Annotated in this window: 5 protein-coding genes; all 5 read left to right on the top strand. The window is 48.4% G+C overall.

Annotated elements, in window-relative coordinates:
- Positions 1–2: 2 nt before the first annotated feature.
- The 5 genes from OLMES_RS13205 to OLMES_RS13185 all read left to right on the top strand — a co-directional run bounded on the left by OLMES_RS13205 (position 3) and on the right by OLMES_RS13185 (position 23,103).
- Positions 3–3,626 carry a non-ribosomal peptide synthetase gene (locus OLMES_RS13205; protein WP_087461693.1) on the top strand — a complete coding sequence of 1,208 codons (3,624 nt, stop codon included), beginning with the start codon at positions 3–5 and terminating at the stop codon, positions 3,624–3,626.
- On the top strand, positions 3,623–9,622 hold the full coding sequence (locus OLMES_RS13200; RefSeq protein ID WP_087461692.1) for a type I polyketide synthase: 6,000 nt from the start codon (positions 3,623–3,625) through the stop codon (positions 9,620–9,622). The genes OLMES_RS13205 and OLMES_RS13200 overlap by 4 nt, the downstream gene beginning before the upstream one ends.
- The gene (locus OLMES_RS13195; protein ID WP_087461691.1) at positions 9,622–14,754 is read left to right on the top strand and encodes a non-ribosomal peptide synthetase; all 5,133 of its coding nucleotides are present in this window, start codon (positions 9,622–9,624) and stop codon (positions 14,752–14,754) included. Before OLMES_RS13200 ends, OLMES_RS13195 begins: the two co-directional genes overlap by 1 nt.
- 115 nt (positions 14,755–14,869) lie before the next feature.
- Complete coding sequence (locus tag OLMES_RS13190; protein ID WP_087461690.1) at positions 14,870–19,660, top strand: non-ribosomal peptide synthetase; 4,791 nt, start codon at positions 14,870–14,872, stop codon at positions 19,658–19,660.
- On the top strand, positions 19,657–23,103 hold the full coding sequence (locus OLMES_RS13185) for a non-ribosomal peptide synthetase (protein WP_087461689.1): 3,447 nt from the start codon (positions 19,657–19,659) through the stop codon (positions 23,101–23,103). Before OLMES_RS13190 ends, OLMES_RS13185 begins: the two co-directional genes overlap by 4 nt.
- Positions 23,104–23,120: the final 17 nt, after the last annotated feature.

Raw genomic sequence — 23,120 nt, 5'->3', positions numbered from 1 at the left:
GTATGCCTTTGGAGCCCGCAGATACCCATTTTTCGGAACTCTGTTCCTTGCCGGTTCAAGATCTGCTGAAACAGTTATCGGATTTGGATATCTGTGTAGCCTTGAACCAGGATAAACTGTCTGTATCCGCAGCAGAAAACCTTGAGCCGAAGATACTGAACCGCTGTGTAGATGTTATCCGTGCTCGAAAACCCGAACTACTGGAACACTTGCGAGCGTTATCACGATCAAACCGGACTGAAAAAGATCAGCCAGCAGCAGATCGTTTCATCCCGCGTTCGAACTTCATATCGTCAACTCCAGAGAGTGCCTCCCCCGCCCCCCTGTCATTCGGACAGCGTAGACTGTGGTTCCTGAACGAGCTCGAAGATGGCGGGAACGAATACAATATGCCCGCGGCTCTGCTTATTGATGGCCCGCTCGATCCAAAAGCACTGTCAGAGGCTATCAAGGCACTGATCGATCGGCACCCAATTCTATACAGCTACTACCCTACCCCGGAACAGATTCGGTATCAGAGTAGTGACAACTTCGAACTGGCCTATTCGGATATGTCGCTTACCGATATCGAGGATAAATACGCGCAAAACAATGCCACCGGAGTCAAAGACAAAACAGCCTGGATAAAAGATCTGGCCAGAACCGAAGCCAATACCCCGTTTAACTTGAAAACCGGGCCAGTTTTCCGTGCTCGATTATATAAAACCGACTCCGTGGGACAACAACACACTCTGTTACTGACCCTGCATCATATCATCACTGACGGATGGTCAATCGGGTTGATGGTACGGGAGCTCTCAGACCTCTATAGTCAATATGAATCCGGTGACGCACATGAACACGAGAAATTAACACCACTCGCGATCACCTACGATGACTATACACGGTGGCAGCATGGTCAATATCGCGATCATATCTTACCAAAACAATTTGAATGGTGGCGCGCCGCATTGGCAGGTGCCCCCACTCGCGTCGAAATCCCGCCCGATTTTCAGCGCCCCCCGGTTCAAACCTACCAGGCCGCAGTAGAACGGATCATCATTTCGAGTACCGACTTGCAAAGATTGAAGCACAGGGCAGCACAACATCATATGACCCTGTATATGCTCCTGATGGCGGGTTTCGGCTTATTACTCAATCGTTATACGGGCCAAAAAGATCTACTTATAGGCTCACCAATAGCCAACCGAAATCACACTGAATTGGAGGGCATGCTCGGGTATTTCGTGAACACCCTGCCCATTCGCATCCAGATACAACCTCAGGATACGGTTTCCAGCTATCTCGAGCGCATCCGGACTTTCTGTACCGGCGCATTTGAACATCAGGAACTCCCCTTTGAAAAACTGGTTGAGCACTTTAAACCAAAACGGGATTTATCATTCAATCCGCTCATCCAAACCGTTTTTTCGCTCAACAATGCACCTGATCATTCGCCCCACCCGGAGCTTAAACTCAAAGGTTTGAACGTTACCCCCGTTGATCTGGATCGGCAAAGTGTAACCGGAGACCTGGAAGTTCAGTTGTGGCAATCAAAGGACTCAATTGACGGTCAATTTGTATATAATCGAGCATTATATAAACCCGAAACCATACGTAACCTTATCGAGCACTACCAACAACTCCTGCGTGCAATCGGTGACGATCGATATAGTCAAAGCCACCCGCTCTCACTCCCGGCACTCACTCAACAAGAACGCGATATACTTAAACAGATAAACCCGGCTCCCACTCCCCACGCCTCCCCAAAACGGCTAGAGCAACGACTGAGTGAGCAGATTAAGCAGCATCCTGACCATATTGCCTTACGTTTCCAGGGACAAAGCCTGACCTACGGTGAACTGGAAACCCGGTCTGACCAGCTAAGTGGCTACCTGCAATCAATCGGCGTCAGGGAACAGGGTACAATCGCAGTATTACTCCCGAAGGGAATCGATCAAATTGTCACGCTGGTCGCTATTCTGAAATGTCGGTGCGCTTATGTCCCCTTGGACTACGCTTACCCTGCAGAACGAATCGCGATGATCATTGAAGATTCTGATGCACAGACAATTATTACCGACAGTCATTGTTCTGCTCAGTCCGCATCTCTACCCGTTAGATCTGTCGTTATTGTCGGCAACAATGATTTCAGTTCGATTAAACAGTTGCCAGATGAGCAGGACAACCCCCGATGCACCATTGAACCCAATACAGCCTATTGTATTTTCACATCAGGTTCGACAGGTAAACCCAAGGGCGTTCCGATCCAGCATCACCAAGTCATGAATTTGATATCCGGGCTGCAGAAAACATTACGACTGACACACGACGATATCTGGACAGTCTACCATTCCTATAGTTTCGATTATTCTGTCTGGGAAATCTGGGGATGTTTGTTAACCGGAGGTACACTCGTCATTGTTGACGATGAAGCGCGCTACAATCCTGCTCGCCTCCATGAACTGGTAAAACAGGAAGGGGTCACTCTCCTTAACCTTACGCCCAGTGTCTGGCAAAAACTGATTGAACACCTGACCCATGAAAATCAATTCCCTTTCCAGCTCAGGGCCATATGCTGTGGCGGAGAGGCACTGACCGGAAAGCTGGCGAGTCAACTACAACGCTTTAATTTACCCGTATATAACTTCTACGGCCCGACTGAAGCAACCGTTTGGAGCTCGCTGCATTGTGTTCAACCCGTAGATTGTGAGAAACCACATATTCCCGTAGGTTATGCGCTCAGTAACTATCAACTACATGTTTTCAATGATCACATGACCGAAGTGCCATTTGGTATCGTTGGTGAACTCTATATCAGTGGTACCGGGATATCAAAAGGCTACCTGAAACGTCCGGACTTGAACGCAAAACATTTTATTTCCTCCGGAGATGCCTATTATCGAACCGGCGATCTGGTTAAACGCGATGAACAGGGGAATATTCATTTTCTTGGACGCGCAGACTTCCAGGTGAAAATAAGGGGTTTCCGTGTGGAACTCAGCGAAATTGAAGATCGGCTCAATCGCATTGAACATGTCACTCAAGCCGTGGTTTCAAAGTCAGATACAGCAACCAAGCACCTCGTAGCTTACCTGACCACAACAGCGCCGTCCCCGGAAAGTGCGTCGCTATCTGTTGACTACTTGAAAAACGCGCTCAGAAAAAACCTGCCGGAATATATGATTCCCGCCCAATATTTCACTTTACCGGCATTACCTCTTAACAGTAACGGAAAAGTCGATCGGAAAGCGCTGGCAAATCATCCGGAAGCCGTTTTACTGGCGGGAATCGCCCCGAAGAACAGTGCATCGAACCAGAAACATGCTGCCCCCCTCAACGCAACAGTTACTATCCTGGAGCAAGCCTGGTTTGCGGCTTTACAACGAGATGACATCCAACATGATGAAAATTTCTTCGATGCAGGCGGTCATTCACTCCTCCTTGTGGATATCCACCGAGACATCACTCAGGCAGGCTACGAAATCAAACTGATGGACCTGTTCCGCTACACAACCATTTCGCAACAAGCCAGCTTTCTTGATCAGCTGAGCTTGACTCCGCTTTCCGGGCTCGCAGATCGGGTAAAACAACAAAAACAAGCGCGTTCAAGACAACGCAGACCAAGAGGAATGAATCAGGTATGAAGGATAATACGCTCCCGCAAGTTCCATCGGATGCCATCGCCATAATTGGTATGGATTGCCGTTTCCCTGGAGCAAAGAACATTCGGGAATTCTGGTCAAACCTGATCAACCAGACCGACTCGATTACGACGTTCAGCTCCGAAGAGCTCGCCAAAGCTGGCGTGGCTCCAGAACAGCTCAACAACCCTGCTTACGTGCCACGGCGCGGACGGCTCGATGGGTATGACCGTTTCGATGCTGCATTTTTTGGCTACAGTCCCAGAGAAGCAGAAATGATGGACCCTCAACATCGATTATTTCTGGAGTGTTGCTGGCATGCACTGGAGGATTCCGGGCACCATGGTCAGGGCGATGAAAATCGGATCGGGGTGTTTGCCGGAATCGGCATGCCAACCTATATTTTAAAAAATATCATGACCCATCCGGAGTTGACCGGTCCGGACATGGACTACCAGTTATTGATTGGCAACGATAAGGATTTCGCCCCGAGTAAAGTGAGCTACAAGCTCAATCTCAAAGGCCCCAGCATAAATATCAATACGGCCTGCTCAACATCTCTGGTTGCAGTTCACCTAGCCTGCCAAAGCCTTCTGGATTGCCAGTCTGACATGGCATTGGCCGGTGCGGCTACAATCCGGATTCCCCAGGAAGAAGGCTACCTTTATCAAGACGGTGGCATCCCCTCACCTGACGGCGTTTGTCGTGCTTTTGATGCAGATGCAAAAGGAACCATTGGTGGCAGTGGTGTCGGTGTCGTATTACTAAGACGACTGGAAGATGCCCTCGCTGATGGCGATGATATTTACGCCGTTATTCGAGCTTCAGCGCTCAATAATGATGGTTCAGACAAGATAGGCTATACTGCGCCGAGTGAAACCGGAGAAGCAGAAGTCATAGCTGAAGCACAGGCTCTTGCCGATATTCCGGCACATACCATCGGTTTTATTGAGGCCCATGGTACCGCAACACCATTGGGTGACCCGATTGAAGTCGCAGCGCTTACCAGGGCATTCAGGCTGGATACCGAACAAAATCAGTTCTGCGCTCTGGGTTCGGTAAAGACCAATTTTGGACATCTGGATACAGCAGCGGGTATGGCAGGTCTGATTAAGGCGGCGCTTGCAATAAAACACAAGACCATCCCGGCTACCAAACACTTTAAAACGCCTAACCCCAAACTGAATCTCGAACAATCCCCCTTCTTCGTAAATACCGAAACATTGCCGTGGGAATCGATTTATCCACTTCGGGCGGGAGTAAGCTCGTTCGGGGTGGGCGGCACGAATGCCCATGTCATACTGGAAGAAGCGCCTGATATCAGCCGAATCAATCTGACACTTTCCCCCAGCCAGACGAGCTCAAGCGACAGCTCATCGCCATCACAACACGCGCTCAATAGTGACGCGCAGCTTTTTGTGCTTTCTGCAAAATCAACAGAGAGCTTGCGTGATATGCAGCTCGAACTTGCAGATTACTTGGCGGGAATGAATGAAGCAGACGCACCTTCATTAAAGGACATTGCTTTCACGCTCGCGCAGGGACGGCGTGTATTCAAATATCGCTTCCACTTCGTGGCATCAACACGTGCAGCCTTGATTGAGGGCCTCAGAACAGCAGCCCAGCGTCAAGATACGATTTATACCATTCCGAAGGCCCCGGTTAGAGTCGCGTTTCTATTCCCCGGACAAGGCTCTCAAACAATTGCAATGGCATCGCAATATTATGAGTGCTTTGCAGTTTTTCGCACAGCGCTCGATACCTGTGCAGAAATCCTGAAAAACTATTTTGATCCCGAAATCAGTCAATCCTTTGCTGGTGACATTCGAAACCTGCTGCAACTATCCATGCTCTCTGAAACCATGGATAACCAGAAGCTTGAGGATACCCTGCGGCAAACTGCAATTGCACAACCTGTTTTGTTTTCAGTTTGTTATTCCACAGCAGAATTATTAAAAAGCCTGGGCATTCGCCCTTCTGCATTTCTCGGTCATAGCTTGGGCGAATATGTCGCAGCATGCCAATCCGGAGTCTTTTCTCTGGAGGACGGTCTGAAAATTGTGACCTCGCGAGGTGCCTGGATGCAGGCAACGGAGAGCGGTGCAATGCTCGCGGTGGGTTCCGATGCCAGCCACTGTCTTTCTTTATTAAAAGAGCACCTGTTTGAGTCACTTACGGTCGCGGGAATTAATGGTCCGCTGAGCACAACCATTTCCGGTCACTCAGCTCAAATTGCAGAATTTGCTCAAATACTGGAAGAACACAATATTCCCGTCAAACAACTTCGAACCAGCGGCGCATTCCATTCGCAACTCATGGCATCTGTGAAAGCGCCTCTGCAAGATTTGATGTCAGCAATTCCATTAAGTGCACCCAAGCTACCGGTAATGAGTAACTTGACGGGAGCATGTTTGTCTCCCGAACAGGCGTGTTCACCCGAGTACTGGGTCGCACAAATGATGTCTACGGTACAATTTGCCAACGGGCTCGAGCAACTACAGGGCCATGCAGAAATCGTTATCGAGTCAGGCCCGGGAAAAGCTCTCACAGCACTTGCCTGCACCCAGGACTGGCGAGGTAAAGCATTTTCAACCGAAGGCCAAACCGCCAATCTATTAGAAGTTGTTGGCGCTCTCTGGCGTCTGGAGACGACAATAGACTGGAGCGCATTTTATGCCGACCGCTTGGATACACAGGTAATTCGTAGAGTTCATTTACCAGGGTATCCATTCCAGCGGCAACGTTTCTGGATCGATCGTGCGCAAGCTGGTCAGCATCAGAATCACCGACCAGGCTTCGGAAGACAGGAAAATTCGATCCCCACAGGCGATGTGCGGTCACCGGTAAAAGATTGGTTCTACACACCAATCTGGAAACAGCTTGCCCCAGTTCCACGGGCGCAACGACTTGATAATCGTTGGTTATTGCTGATGAGTCCGGGATCATTACGGGACGATATCGAAACATCATTAAAACAAGCCGGAGCTTTAGTTGACTGTGTAGAAGTACCTCAAATCAAGAATTTGAAAGTACAATTACAGGGCTACTTGGAGCATGGTAAATTCGAGAATACGATTCCAGATAAAATCATCTATGCACTACCGCTTGAAGGCATAGATTCACAATCAAGCGAGCAATATGGCAAGCGGCAAATACCTGACTCGACAACGTTAACCCAGCAACTCGAATCAGGTTATGTTGGTTTCACCCATTTACTCCAGGCCTGGAACCACATTTTTCCCAGTCGCCACATTGAGATCCACGCGCTGACCACAGGTACCTGTTCGCCTTGCGGACTGGATGCGATCTTACCGGCTCAAGCGGCACTGCTCGGCCCGATCAAAGTTGCGCAACTGGAGTATGACCAGATCAAATGCCAATGTATCGATATCGAAGTCCCCCGCTTTGGCAATCCAGATACCAATCAAACCGGTCAGTCGGAATCGATAAAACAATTGTGTAATACGATCATCAGTGAATGTACATCAGCATTCGGATCCGAGAGTGAAAGCAATGGTGCCCGGAATTTCTACTGGGTCGCACTAAGACAGCCCTTGCTAATGAATAAAACCCAGCGCTGGGTGAGAGCATTTGACAAACTACACTTGCCTGATCAGGTAATCACAAGCAAAGCACAAGACTATCGAAACACATATGTCATTGCCGGGGGATTTGGCGGCATTGGACTGCAAATCGCTGAAGGACTGGCACGTCGGGAGCAGGCTAATATTATTCTCCTCGGTCGCACTACTCCTCCAACTGAAGCGACTGTCGGTTCTATTAGTTCTACTGAGACACAAACTACAGAAAAACAAACAAGGCCAGCGTGGTGCCCGCCGCAAAACACTGGGGACTTTGAGCAACAGTTACTCAACGAATACGCGATTAAATCTGTAGATGACTATGAAAACCTGAGACAAGCATTGGGTGCACTCTGTACTTCGTTATTGGCGAACTTCGTGCACTCCGTTGCTCAAAGCAGTCCGGATTCTGACGGTTTCTCGACTCGGGAACTCGCCGTTTTACCCCGATTCGAAAAATTCTTCGAATGGATGCATGAGATCCTTGAAGAAAGTGGGCACCTCGAACGAGACTCAGATCGCTATAGTTGGTGTAAACCCTTACTTTCTGAACAAGCGATTGCAACCCAGCTTCAGAAATTCGCCAGTGACTTTCCAGGGTTTTATCCAATGGTTGAATTCATGAACCATTGTACGACCCGATATAAAGCCGCACTGACCGGAGAAGTTGAGGCGATTAGTGTACTGTATCCCAAAGGCCAACCTTCACTGCTGGCTGAAACGGTCAAACAAACTGCAGAACATACCCATCACCGTGTCTACGGACAACTTCTGCAACACCTGATCAAAGATCGGCTGGAACATCATAAGCAACATAGCTCTGGCCCCTTGAGGATTCTGGAAGTCGGCGCAGGAACCGGGATACTCACCAACTGGATTCTCCCGGCTATTCAGGATGAGCAAATCGAGTACCACTTCACCGACCTGGGAAGGTCATTTGTACTGGAGGCGCAAGACAAGTTTGCCCATTGCAAAAACATGTCCTTTGCAACATACGATGCCGGTATTGCACCCGAGGAACAGGGTTTCGACGAATACAGCTTTGATTTGGTACTTGAACTAGATGCCATTCACGCAACCCGGGATCTTCCAGTAACCTGCAAACAACTCAAACGCTTGTTAAAGTCGAACGGCTGGCTGTGCCTGCTTGAATCCACCCGGACTGAAACCTGGACCAACATGGTCTATGGATTGGCGGAGGGGTGGTGGTATTTCAAAGACAATCTTCGTACGGACAGCCCTCTCATCTCTCTGCAAAGCTGGCAGACGCTCCTGCAAGCATCTGGATATGAAAATGTTTCCACTTTTGGTCGCGATAGCCTGGATCCGAACAATCCGGGTAACTGTGGTTTGATCCTGGCATGTCAACCGGCTGATGCCGTGCCCGCAGATAAGCAAGTATCAAATACTGCGATGCCGTTAAGCTCCGTGGACAATATACCTGACCGGATTAATTTGCTCAGAGCACTAAAAGCAAATGTGTCCTGTATTGCAGTGGATATTGGCAATCCCGAGCAAGTAGAAACGGCTTTGGCTCCGGTATTGCAAGCCTTGCCCCCGGTTACCGGCATTATCCATTGTGCCGCAACAGAGAACAGGGGGCCGATTGAGCTCAAGACACCTGAAGCGCAATCCGGAGAATTTATCGCCAAGGTCTACGGTACCGTTAACCTGATTAATGCCGTTTCTCGCGGAGCGTCCCGTGTAGATAGCCAAAACCAGTCACTTAAATTTATCGCGCTCTCATCCTCAATTAGTGCGATTTCACCGGGTAGTGGTGATTCAGAGTACTGTGCCGCAAACAGCTGCGTAGATAGTTTTGCCGAATACCTGCAGCAGCAGGGGTATCCCGCTTTCACAATTAACTGGGAGCGTTGGACTTCTGTCGGTATGGCGAATGCGTTTGAACGCCTCCATCTGCAGAAAACAGGCGCACTACCCGCAGGCGGCATGACGACAGAGGAAGGTGTAGATGCCTTTTTCAGAATGGTTAACGCCTCCGCAGATGGGTCTCCCCTGCATCATTTCGTGATGTCCGAGCATCCCGTTGAGCAAATGATCGCTAATGCGCAGCAACTCCGGGCTGCTGGATTGAAAAGCACTGTTGAGCCCGATACGCCTGATGACAATGCTGAACAAATCTCGACTGTGCACTATCAAAGTGACCGGGAGCACCAAATAGCCATAATCTGGCAGGACGTACTCGGCATTAAGACGGTATCGAGAGACGACAATTTCCATGCCCTCGGAGGCGATAGCCTCATTGCAATTAAATTGGTGTCCCGGATAAAACAGAATTTAAGCACGGAATTATCAGTCAGTACGCTGTTCCAGAACCCGACCATTGCAGAGTTAGTCAACGTCCTGGGCGGTAGCGATGCGCAAGAAGCGCATGAAATGGATGAGGGCGTAATCTAGTGAACCCTTCTGTACTTATCCAGAATCTTGAAGCGTTGCACGTTCGTTTGTGGCTGGACGAAGGTCAACTTCGGTACAAGGCTCCCAAGGGTGCAATCACACCTGAAATTCTGGGGCAATTAAAAGCCCACAAGGCGGAGATCATCGCGTATCTGACCGATAAAACGCAATCCGATGCGCAATCAAATTTAGGGCCAAAATCAACCGCTGCATTCACCGCGCCGCTCTCATTCAACCAAAGGGGACTTTGGTTTATTCACGAGTTGGCACCCGAATCTGATTTCAGTTACAACATACCTGAAGCCCTTGACCTGGTCGGCACGTTGGATGAGAGTGCATTGGAGCGGGCCCTTCAGAGTCTCATTAATCGTCATCAGGCATTGCGAACACGATTTATCAAAGCGGAACAAGAGAATGGCGAAGAGATTGTTCTGCAGGAAATCCTCCCCGAGGCTCTCCTTCCCCACAGTATCGAAAGCCTTGAAGGTTGCAGCGATGCAGACATTGCAAAACGCATTGATCTGGAAATCCAGAGTACATTTGACCTAAGTACCGCACCACTACTGAGAAGCTGTTTATTCAAGCTTGGTGGGCAACATGCCATTCTGGTTATCACACTCCACCATATTATTGCGGATGGGTGGTCCAAAGGTTTGCTCACTCGAGAGTTAGCATTGGCTTACCAGCATTACCTTGAGACCGGAAATAGTCATCACACAGACCTTGTAACGGGACTGACGCCAGATGTTGACCAATATCCGGATTATGCAACATGGCAGCAAAATGTATATCGCACCCAGGAATTGCCCAATCACGTAGGTTATTGGAAATCCCGGTTGCTTGAAGCGCCCGAACTTTTGGAGGTTATGCACGATTATCCCCGGCCGCAACAACGCAAATACAACGGGGAAAGTTATTTTTCGACCCTTGATGCGAACCTCTCCCGCGCGTTGAGTGAAGAGGCCCGGAAACAAGGATGTAGTACCTTTATGCTGCTGTTTAGCGCATTCAACATCCTGCTGTATCGCCTGTCCGGATGTCGAGATCTCATCGTTGGCACCCAAACCGCAAACCGTCACACAACTGCAGTCGAAAAAACGGTCGGCTTTTTCGTAAACACTTTGGCACTGAGAACTCAGATTCAAGAAAACATTACTTTTTCTGAACTCTTACAACAAGTGAAAACCTCCGTCTTATCAGACTTTGAACACCAATCAATGCCTTTTGATCAATTGATTGAACAGATTAGCCCCGAGCGTCATTCGACTTACGAGCCTTTAACGCAAGTCATGTTTCTGATGCAAAACGTACCCATGGGCAACTTAAGTCTACCCGGATTAAGCATTCAACCAAGAATGATTCGCCGACAAAGCGCAAAATTCGACCTGACGCTCATCATGAGCATGGTTGGCAATCAGTTCCAATGTGAATTCGAATACAGCACTGAATTATATAAAGCAGAAACCATTGTCCGGCTCAATGAGTATTTCCTTAACATTCTGAAAGAAGTATTGGAACAACCGGATATTCTGTTGTCAGCGATCAAGATGATGCCTGATAAAGAGATTGAACGGATTAAACAGTTTCAATCCCGCACTATTGAAACCTGTTATTCGGCAAATCAATTGCCATTGGCGGATCAATCACCAGTGGCGAGTCAATCATTGGTTGATCGTTTCGAACAAATCGCAAACAACTCGCCTCAAGCCATCGCTGTAGCGGATACAGTTCGACATTATAGCTACGCCCAGCTCGACACGCTGGCGACCCGGTGTGCCAGCAAGTTACGGCAGATTAGGGGCGATCTGCAGACAAACTATGTGGGTATCTGCGTCCAACGCTCGAATAACCTCATTATTGCCATTCTGGGCGTTTTAAAAGCGGGCATGGCGTACGTCCCCCTGGATAGTAAACACCCTCCTGCCCGATTGATGAGTCAGATTAATGACGCGAAACTTCAATACCTTATCACAGATGAAAATCTTGCACCGGCTCTCACACCACTGGTATCGGAATATCGCAACCAGCATCGAAAATCAATCGACAGCGGTCAGGCCGATAACCTGAATCCAAATGCCGCACTCGAATTACTCCAATTGTCGAGCTTAACGTCAGAGCCTTTAGCTGGAGAAGAGCCTTTAGCTGGAGAAAAGCCCTCAGCAGAAGACAAGTCCTCAGCCTCAACTTCGGAATCAAAGTATCGTGTAGACTTTCAAGTCTCACCAGAAGATATTGCCTATTGTATCTTCACATCGGGCTCAACTGGCCTGCCAAAAGGCGCGGTTTTACATCATAAAAATGTGATGAACCTGGTGCACGGCCTCCACACGCTCATTTACTGCCAATATGTTGCGCCCATCAATATCGCACTTATTGCCAACCCGATTTTTGATGCATCAGTTCAACAGATCTTTGCAGCCCTGGCACTCGGTCACAAACTGACAATCGTACCTGAAGCACTCCGCTTGCAGCCGGAAGCGTTAGTCGATTATCTCAATGCGCAAAGCATCAATGTATTCGATTGTACACCGACGCTGCTCAACATTATGGTTAATCAGGAAACCGTGGCTGAGTTAACCGCTGACTATTGCCTGGTCGGTGGAGAAGCCCTCCCACCCGATCTGGTCAAGCGCTTTTACGCTCAGAACCCCCACACCCAGCTGGTCAATCTCTACGGGCCAACTGAATGCTGTGTTGATGCGTCAGCCTTTATCGTACCCCGTTCTGACAAAAACCAGAACAGGTCCACTGCCACCGCAATCGGGAAGCCCTTACCCGGCGTCAGCATTCGGGTGTGTGATTCCGAATTCAACGATATGCCAATTTCAGTCCCCGGCGAAATCGTCATTTCCGGCGCAGGGGTCGGCTCAGGCTACCTGAACCGGGCAGCGCTAACCCGTGATGTTTTCACGCCATCAGGCTACCGTACCGGTGATATCGGATTTTGGGATACCGAGGGTAACCTCCACTTTGTTGGACGCCGGGATCATCAAGTAAAAGTTCGGGGTTATCGGATCGAAACGGAGGAAATTGAGCAGATTCTAGTTTCACATCCGGCTATTCAAGAAGCGGTTTGTCAGGTTATCGATGACGAATTGGAAGCGTTTTTCACATCGGAAGTCACGATCCTGCCGGATGATTTACGAGATCACTGTCTGACACGATTACCAACTTATATGGTTCCGCATCACTTCTATCAGGTAGCAGTCATTCCAAAAACAGCAAGCTACAAAATAGACCGACGCGCTTTACAGAAACAGAAATCTCTACAGGCTATGGATTCACATTCCAATCATACCCATGCGATCAATACCCAGCGTCCTGAATTCCACAGCCTGCAACAACAAGTTCTTTACGATACCTGGTCTGCGGTATTAAAAATGGAAACTTTTAGCCTGGATGACCGTTTTTTCAACCTTGGCGGTGATTCAATCAAAGCACTTCAGGTGGCATCCCGATTAAAGAGCCAGGGCTGGATTATGGCTGTCAAAGCCCTGTTCGACCACCAAAGTATCAGAGAACTTGCACCACACATTCAGGAGGTTAACTCGAAACCGATTGATCAAGATGCCTCATCCAACGTGATCACACAGGTTCCGGTTTCAGGAATACAATATTGGTTCCTTAATCATCACTCGGATGGTAATGAACAATTACAAAACCACTACAATCAATCTGTACTGTTAAAACCTGAAGCCCCCATTTCGATTGCCCAACTTGAATCGGCGTTAACCGTGTTAGTTTCAAATCACAGTGCATTACGATTGTCATTTCAAACTAAAGAAAACAAATGGTTTCAGACTCTTAACGAACCTTCTTCAATTAAAATATCAGATATCTGCAAAGTGGAGCAGATCAAATCTGCAACTGATTTAACGCAATACGCGAACCAATACCAATCATCGTTCTCGATTCAGTCAGCGCCATTGATCAAAGTTGTGCTGTTTAATATTAGCAATGGGGATACGGCTGATATTGTTGAGCAACGACTCCTTCTGGTAGCCCACCACTTGATTGTCGATGCGGTATCCTGGCGGATTATTATCAGTGATCTTGCTGAGTTGATAACAGAACCGGCTACCTTGATTACCAGGCCGGAGTCCCTGGCAATGGTTGAGTCTTGCTCATTCCTGCACTGGCTTGCCAGCGTCCAACAATCTACTCGACAAAAACCATCTCTTTTTTGGCAATCGATCATCACACAGTTGGCTGAAATGGATTTCATTGCGCCATTTACCGCCCTCGCAGATCAATACCAGATTGCAATACCCCCACAAACAGACAAAATTTCGCCACAACGTATTACCCAGAAACAAAGCCTTGATCCTGAACTCACAGATCAACTGCTCACTCATGCCAATCAAAGTTACAGCACCCGTACCGAAGAATTGCTCGCCACTGCGTTTTTGATCACATTGGACGATTTTGGCATTGACCCGTGGTTATTGATGGAAGGCCATGGTCGGGAAACAGGATTATTGAATACGTCAGATCAACATGAACCTGCTCTCGACTTAAGTCGCGCCGTAGGCTGGTTTACCAGCCTGTATCCGGTTTGTTTTAAGAGAGAAAACAGTTGTGTGTTGGAAAACAGTTTAAAGACAGAAAATAGTCTCGGCCAGAAAACAGACTATGACCGGTACATTAAAATCGTGAAGGAAACGCTACGTTCGATCCCGGAAAAAGGCGCAGGATTCAGTCATGAGTTCTATCGGCCTGAATCCAATAAAGACGGTGTAACCGTACCTTCGCTGCCCTTGGTCGCGTTCAACTACCTGGGTGAATTTGGCACTGAATTTGGTGCTAATCTGTTTAAATTGGCGGATGAATCCACCGGAGCTAATCATGCGCCATTGGCAAATCATACCCGTGCCAAAAATTATACAGGGCCCTGTCTGGATCTGGTCCTGCTAATACGGAATAACGTGCTGGAATGGGAGCTTCAAGGGGATAGCCGATATCTCAATCAAGCCATGCTCATAGCTATTTCAACCAGCCTTAACGACAGAATTAACGCCATTATTGCCCATACCACAGCGCAAAAAGAAGAAGTACTCACCCCTTCGGATATTGATTTCGACGGCTTCGATGTGGATCAGCTGGATGCGTTTCTGGAAAAAATAACGGAATAGTTCAGGTATCTGCCTGACGCAAAACCATAACACGAAGCTTGCAAAACAAAATACCACATTTGCCGTACTAAAATACGGTAACAGGACAAAAAGACCGGGAAGATCGAGGATTGTCATGGGTTTCTCAAAACAAGACGTAAAAAATATATACCCGCTCACACCAATTCAGGAAGGCATGCTATTCCATGCCCTGAAAGAGAAAGACTCATCAGCTTATTTTCAGCAAACTTCCTGGCGTATCAGTGGCCACTTTGATCGCGACGTATTCGATGCCGCCTGGCTCAAGTTAGTTCAACGTCATGACATCATGCGTACACTCTTCACTTATGAGCATTCAGACAAACCTTTGCAAGTGGTGCTTAAAGCGGTTTCTTTCAAGGTTGAGCATATCGACCTGCTCGATCATGACTTTGAACAACGGGAAAACCTCTGCGAGTACTACCGTACCGCAGACCGCCTGCAATCTTTCCAGCTCGATCATGCCCCCTTGATGCGGGTAAGCGTACTCCATCTCGCCCATGACCAGTGGGAGATCATCTGGAGTCACCATCATATTCTGATGGACGGTTGGTCTTACGGTATTCTGCTGCAGGAGTTTATGTTGCTGTACCAACGCAAGCTGAACATCGAGCTTCCGCCTGCACCACCTTTTAGCAACTACGTTAAGTGGTTGTCCCATAAGCCGTTACCCGCTGCGCTAGCTTATTGGAAAGCCCATCTCGAAGGGTATGAGCAATGCATTGAAATCCCGTTCAAACGCTTTCCATCTCCCAAAACGCAGACCTTTGACGAAGTCAATTTTTCACTTTCTCCAGAAAATCATGACCGGCTAACCCGGCTGACAAGGGAAGGCAGCTTAACCCTCAATTCAGTATTACAAGGGCTGGTCGCGCTGCTGCTATCTCGTTACTGTGATGTTGACGACCTGGTTTTTGGTACCGTTGTTTCGGGACGTCCGCCCGACCTGCAGCAAATTGAGAATATGGTTGGCAATTTTATCAATACAATACCAACCCGGGTAAAAATTGACTGGAACGCTACCGCGCTGGAATTCCTGAAAAATATACAATTCGATCAACTCCAAAGCACCGAATATCAATTTTGTCCGCTATCTCAAATACAGGGCAGTACTGATGTCAAAGGCGATTTGTTCAATGTTGTCATGGCCGTTGAAAATTATCCCCTTGATGAAATGGTAAGTACTGCAGCAACCCGGGAGCAAATCGGGTTCGGCATTGACCGGGTGTTCTCTTTTGATAAAACCCACTACGATTTTGATATTCAATTTGTTCCGTCAGGAGACGGATCGCTAAATGCTAAGATTATTTTTGATTCAGCCAAATATGATGCCAAATATATCAATAATATACCGGCATTATTTGAAGTCGTGGTTGAAGCTTTGTGTGACAACCCACAAGTGCCACTGAAAGATAACCTGTTGTTAAGTGCCATGGACCAACAAGCTGTCCTGCATGATTTTATAAATACTTCAGCACAACATACCAAACCCGGGCCGGACACCTTGGTGCACCGGTTTGCTCTCCAGGTTGCCGCGACACCCGATGCCGCCGCAGTCAAAGATGATCAGCATGAACTCAGTTATCGTGAACTGGATCAACGTTCCAATCAGGTTGCAAATCATTTAATCAACTTAGGCATTGAGCCTGAACAACCGGTCGCCTTATGCACGGGCCGTTCAATCAACCTGCTTGTGGCCATGCTGGGTATTTTAAAAAGTGGTGGTGCGTATCTCCCGATGGATCTTAGCCAACCGATGGCCCGGTTATCGATGCAGGCTAAAGATGCATCGGTTCGCTTTATTCTTTCTGACCATACTATCGCCCCCAACTCTTCACTTGATGAATTGCTGTTGGTCTGCCAGGAAAATCATAACAACGAAGAGCTTTGCGGCATTAAAGGCGCTCAAAATCAATCTGTCCATTGCATATTATTGGAAGACGTTTACGATCTACCTGTATCAACGCCAAACCCGGTTTCGGATCACCACAACTCCGGTCAGATCCGGGAAAACCAACTCGCTTATATTATTTACACTTCAGGTTCCACAGGAATTCCAAAGGGAACGCTTGTCGAGCATCATAGCGTTGTAAATCTGGTTGATGCCATTGATGAAACCATCCTGCGCCCGTATTCCTCACCGGTGTGTATCGCACTTCTGGCGAACACCGTTTTTGACGCCAGTGTCCAGCAGATTTTTTCAACGCTATTACTGGGCCACTGCCTCTATGTGGTTGATCCAGAGAGCAAAAGGGATCCCGCCTTATTATTGCAAAAATTTAAAACCCACGAGGTCGTGCTCAGTGACTGCACACCAAGTCTGCTGGGTCTCATATTGTCCCAGGACAGCGCAGATTTCGACAGCCTTAGCCTGGAACTCTTGATCACTGGTGGAGAAGCCCTGTCATTGGAGCTGGTTCAGCGATTTTACGAAAAAAGCTCACGAATCAACCTGATCAATGTCTACGGACCAACAGAATGTTGTGTGGACGTTACTGCCTACCGACTGACCCGGGACTGCCTGCCTGACGCGTCTGTAATTCCTTTGGGCAAACCCTTGCGCAACACCCAACTCTTCGTCCTCGCGGCAAATGGCACACCCGCTCCGGTGGGTGTACCCGGTGAAATCTACATCGCCGGTAGCGGCCTTAGCCGAGGTTACCTGAATAGACCGGAACAGGATCAGCTCAAATTTGTCAATTTACCCCGACTCTCGCCTTTCAAACTATACCGAACCGGAGATCTCGGTCGTTGGAGTCTGGACGGGAACCTGGAATATCTCGGCCGACTCGATGATCAGATAAAACTGAAAGGCTTTCGAATTGAACCAGGTGAAATCGAACACCGATTGCTGCAACACCCCTCGGTATTGAACACGGTTGTGATGGTCAACGGCCAACAGCTTATCGCTTATGTCGTATTCCGGAGCGGTATGAACGCACCAGACCGAACCGCATTACTTGATTTCCTCGCTGAAACCCTGCCCGACTATATGGTGCCACATCATCTCTATGTTCTGGATGAAATCCCCTTAACCCCCAGTGGCAAAGTTGATCGCAAACATTTACCAAGCCCGGAAACGTTACACACAGTCGCTTCCGGTACAGCGGTTATGCCCCCCGTCACGCTGGAGGAACGGGTACTGGTTGAAACCCTGGGCGAAGTCCTGGGCAATGGTAACATCAGTATTGATGATAACTATTTCGCCTTGGGCGGTGATTCTATAAAAGCAATTCAAACCATTTCAAAGCTGCACCGGAAAGGGTTCCATCTCGAGGTTAAATCTCTCTTTAAAACACCCGTTTTAAAGACCCTGGCCAACTTACTGACGCCGTTACTTGCAGAGAAAGGCGCCCTGCCCGTGCTCAACGAACAGATTTTGTCCCCGATTCAAAAACGGTTTATGAACAATCACGGTGCAAGGTTAAACCAGTTTAATCATGCGCTACTTTTCTTCCCGCTCAACGGAGGCTCAGAACAACCAGAATTCACGACTGATAAGGCGGGTCGTTACGATAGCGATAAGTTGAAAGAGGCTCTGCAGGCAGTATTTAATCAACATCGTTCCTTGTCGCTCAAATTTGCCGAGAATACGCAATTAAACAGCAAGCGCAAATTATCATGGCAACACCATGATCTAAGGCGAGACCCTGAGGGACACACCCACTTGTCCGAAATTGGCGAACAAGTCCAAGCTGAATTCGATATCAATACGGGCAAGGTGTTTTCGGCCAATCTGTTCACATTGCCCGAGGGTGACAGACTCCTGCTCAGTGCGCATCATCTGGTAATCGATGCGGTTTCCTGGCAGATCTTGATCGCTGACCTGGAAGACCACTATCAGTCTCTCCTGCGGGGTAATCCGGTTCAGACACAACGCTCGCCTGCTGCACAAACGCCGGGCTGGCTGGACTGGATCGAAGCAACAAAGCGATTCGCCAGCAGCAAAGCGATTCTTAAAGATATTCAATACTGGGCAGCTCTTGAAGCTGAAGTGGAACAAGCACAAACTTCAGCCTATCAGAATGCAGCCAACCAGAAGCAATCTCCGTCTCCTTGTCTGGCAACGCATTTACAGTTCACCAGTCCCTATGGCGCGGTGCAAACTGAACAGCTGGAATTGTCCGAACAATTGACCAGCCAACTCCTCAGGGAAGCCAACCAAGCCTACGGCACCAATACCCAAGACCTTTTGGTATCCGGAGTCGTACTTGCGCTGTACGAATATACCGCCATGCCCGCTTTGCTCCTGGAGTTAGAGAGCCATGGCCGCGATATATTCAATACAGACCCGTCTGATACAAAGGGTATCGATTCTGCCGCTGTAACCGGCTGGTTTACCAATGTCTGGCCGGTCTTGCTGCGCATTACCCAGAATCGCGATCTTGGCTACCAGATCAAAACCATTAAGGAACAATTCCGTAAGGTTCCACACCAAGGGGCAAGTTACGGGTTGCTGGAAAATTTTGGACCAAAAGAATTTGTTAAACCGCTCTCATTTTCGTTAAAACCTGCTATAAGTTTTAACTACCTGGGTGAAATTGCAACGCAAAACCGAGCACAGCATTTCCAGTTAAGTACTCGAGGACAGGACGCCTACTTCATCGATCCGAAGACGGTTGTAAGCCCCGACGCCAAGCGCCCCTGCCCCATTGAACTTAGCGCCCTCGTGCAGGAGGGTAAACTGAATCTGGAAATCAGGTTTGACCCGGACTGGAACAAACAGTATTGGCCGGAGTTTAATCCAATGCTATTTCTGGATTATTGGCTGCAGCAACTGGACAACGTCACTGCGAATTGCCTTGCCCAGCATCAACGCGACATAACACCGTCAGACTTGAGCTATTCTGATATCAGTCTGGAGGAGCTAGAAGGAATTATTTCATGATCAGTAAGGATAACCTGAAGGATTTATACCCGCTTTCTCCGATGCAGGAAGGCATGTTGTTTCAGACGCTCATGGCCCCGGAGCGCGATATCTATCATGAACAGGTTGTCTATTATCTGAATGGAGTGATTGATCCAGGCCGGATGGAACAGGCCTGGAAGTCCCTTTTTGTCCGTCATGACATTCTACGAACTGTATTCATATCGGAAAAAGTCAAACGCCCGCTTCAAGCAGTCCTGCATCAACACTGCGGTCCCTTTTGCTACTTCGATGAATCCACAGGGAACTCAAGACAAAGGAACACAGGACAGGCAATCTCATTTGACGATCAGACTATTCAAAAAATAGTCAAGCAACATCAGCAAGAGGATCTTGCAGATCGGTTCGATTTACTTCGCACCCCACTGATGCGCATGCGCTTGTTAAAGCTCGCAGACCAACAATACGCTCTCATCTGGAGCATGCACCACATCATCATGGATGGTTGGTGTACGCCACTCCTGTTGAACGACTTTTTGTCTGCCTATTATGGGCAGAACCAAAGCAGACCCACAGGTTTACCTTACAACCAGTATATTCAATGGCTGGAACAACAGGAGCCCTCTCAGGCGAAGTCATTCTGGCAAGTCCGTCTCGCGCCGGTGACACAGCCCGCTAAGATTCCATTCCAATCATTTCAGAAAGGCACGAACAGACCTCTCGCCACTGATGCCGCCCCCACTGATGCGATGCAAACAACTCAGTCAGAAACGGTTGCGATAACCGGAACCCAAAAGCTGAAAACTCGCTGTGTCATGTCGCGGGAGCAGTACACCCATGTAAAAACAATCTCCCGCCAATGGCAAGTCACCGAGAATGCAGTGATACAAGCGGGCTGGGCACTCCTGCTGGCGCACTACAACAACCAAAGTGATAAAGATTCCAGACCGGAACAAACTCAAAGTATTGTGTTTGGCACACTCGTTTCGGGTCGACCGCAACATCTCAGCGGCATCGAAAACACCTTGGGTGTGTTTATAAACACCATTCCGATGGTCGTATCTATTGATGATCAGTCCACCTTCGTGGATCTTTGTCGGCAAGTGCAATCCTGGCTGCTGGAATCCGCAGACTCACAATACCTGCCATTGAGCGAGATTCAGAGTTGCAGTCCTCTGGGTAATCATTTGATCAATCATGTCTTCGCGTTTGAGAATTTTCCACGACTCGACAATCATGCCGAAGTGGCACATGGCGATGGATTTGAGGTCAAGAAGACTGAGAAAGTTGAAGATGTTCCATATGATTTTGCGCTGGTAGTTTCACCGGACATCCTCACTGATCAACAAGCACTCACTGAAAACAGCACACTTGCATTTGAGTTTTTATTTAACCAGAAGCAATTCCCCGAAGATCTGGGACACCGAATATTCAGTCATCTGACAACGTTACTCGATAGTATGGGCAACATCGTGCAACTCGATCAGGTCCCGGCCATGGGGATTGATTATGTGCCCGAAGCTGAAATTGCACTGATAACAGAATTTAATGACACAAAACGCCCGGTTCCAGAGGTCACCTCGTTTATCGCTCTGTTCGAGAAAGCGGCGTTAGAGCAGCCCGACGCGATTGCTTTAATTGACGAACACGTGACCTGGACCTATCAGGATTTGAATCATCAGGCCTCACGCCTGGCCCGGATTTTAATCGATGAAATGGGTGTGCAAAAAGGTGACCACATTGGCCTCAGTGTAAATCAGGGGCATCGATATATACTCGCCGTCCTGGCAATCGCAAAATGTAATGCAGTGTTCATCCCCTCGGATCCTGGCTACCCCGGAAAACGCCAGGTTCAAACGTTTGAACAGGCCAGTTGTCGCTATGTGTTTGTCGGCCAACTCTCGGAACAGATGACCGAGCAACTCTCCGAAAGCCAAGGGGATACACTGAGGTATGTAGACTTCTCTGTCTTGCAGACACGAGCCATGGGCAATCAGCAGCACATAGAGTACAGCGATACCCGCACCTCAACTGAAAGTTCGGTGAATGATCTGGCCTATATCATATACACATCAGGATCAACCGGGACCCCCAAAGGTGTAATGATCGAGCAACAGGGGCTAATCAACCTTATCCGTTGGAGCCAGAATGCATTTGAACTCAAACCCGGTTGCAAAATCACCTTGTTCGCCTCAACTGCTTTTGATGCATCAATTTGGGAGACATTGCCTGGACTCTGTTGTGGCGCAACGTTGGTCAAGTTCCCACGGACGATTCGTACCGATAGCGGCGCAATTGCTGCGTTTATCGAGAAACAACAGATTGATGTTGCCTTTGTCCCGCCTGCGTTATGCAGCGAACTGGTTACGCTCTACAGCCATCAGATAAAAAACTGCAGGCTGCTCTCTGGGGGGGATGTACTGGGTAACCTTGGTGCAATGTTGTCGGATGTGCGCGTAATTAATAACTACGGTCCATCTGAATTTTCCGTTGTCGCTACATCCGGGGTATTGAAGAGCGAAGATCACTACCCCTATTCCATTGGTCGCCCCATCGATAATACTGAATTACTCATCCTTGACCGACACCATCGGACACTACCGATTGGCGTTCCAGGGGAAATTGCATTATCCGGTTTATCATTGGGACGTGGTTATTTCGGAAATGATACACAGACCGGGCAACGCTTCATCGCTCACCCATACGATCCAGATAAAAAAATCTATCTTACCGGCGACCGAGGTCGATGGATTGGTGATGGCTATCTCTCTTTTGAAGGACGCCTGGACCACCAAATTGCCTTAAGAGGCCACAGAATCGAGCCTGTTGAAGTCGAAAAGCAATTGCTGCGTCATCCCGACATCAAATCGGCATGTGTCGTTGCCGTTACCAACTCAGGGCAGAATAAGAGTGTTCACCTGACTGGGTTTGTAGTCAGAGATTCCGAGCAGCTAACCGAAACGGCACTGAAAGATTGGGCCAGTAGGGCCTTGCCCGATTATATGGTTCCTGCTGAAATTAAATTTCTGGAGACGCTGCCATTAAACAGCAACGGCAAGGTTGATCGGAACTATCTGATGACTCTGGCCATAAATGAGACCGATACGTCATCTATTGCACACCCCCTAACAGAAACCGAAGCCAAAATCGCCGCGATCTGGAAACAGGTACTCGGCCTGGAACAAGTTGATCGAAATGCTCACTTCCTGCAAATCGGAGGGCATTCACTGACGGCCACACGTACTGTTTCGCTCATGAAACCCATTTTCGGGGACCGGATAACCATGCCAATGCTATTTCAGAATCCAGTACTCAAACAGCTCGCGCAAGCGATTGACAAGAGTCAGGTCGCAGCGACCAGATCTGAAATCGTTAATCATGCCCATGAGGATCAATCGGCTACGTCATTACGACGCAGGGATCGTAGCCAGTACCGCGCGCAAGTTTCTGAAAACAAAAATTAAAAACGCCCTTTGCGACA

Origin of the sequence: Oleiphilus messinensis (genome assembly GCF_002162375.1) — a bacterium.
GTDB classification, from domain to species: Bacteria; Pseudomonadota; Gammaproteobacteria; order Pseudomonadales; family Oleiphilaceae; genus Oleiphilus; species Oleiphilus messinensis.
This window is presented reverse-complemented; position numbering and strand designations above follow the sequence as displayed.

What these genes read in the sequence shown, in the direction of transcription:
- OLMES_RS13190 (WP_087461690.1), top strand. Translation starts at nt 14,870, where the DNA reads ATGGGTTTCTCAAAACAAGACGTAAAAAATATATACCCGCTCACACCA.
- OLMES_RS13185 (WP_087461689.1), top strand. Translation starts at nt 19,657, where the DNA reads ATGATCAGTAAGGATAACCTGAAGGATTTATACCCGCTTTCTCCGATG.
- OLMES_RS13205 (WP_087461693.1), top strand. Translation starts at nt 3, where the DNA reads ATGCCTTTGGAGCCCGCAGATACCCATTTTTCGGAACTCTGTTCCTTG.
- OLMES_RS13200 (WP_087461692.1), top strand. Translation starts at nt 3,623, where the DNA reads ATGAAGGATAATACGCTCCCGCAAGTTCCATCGGATGCCATCGCCATA.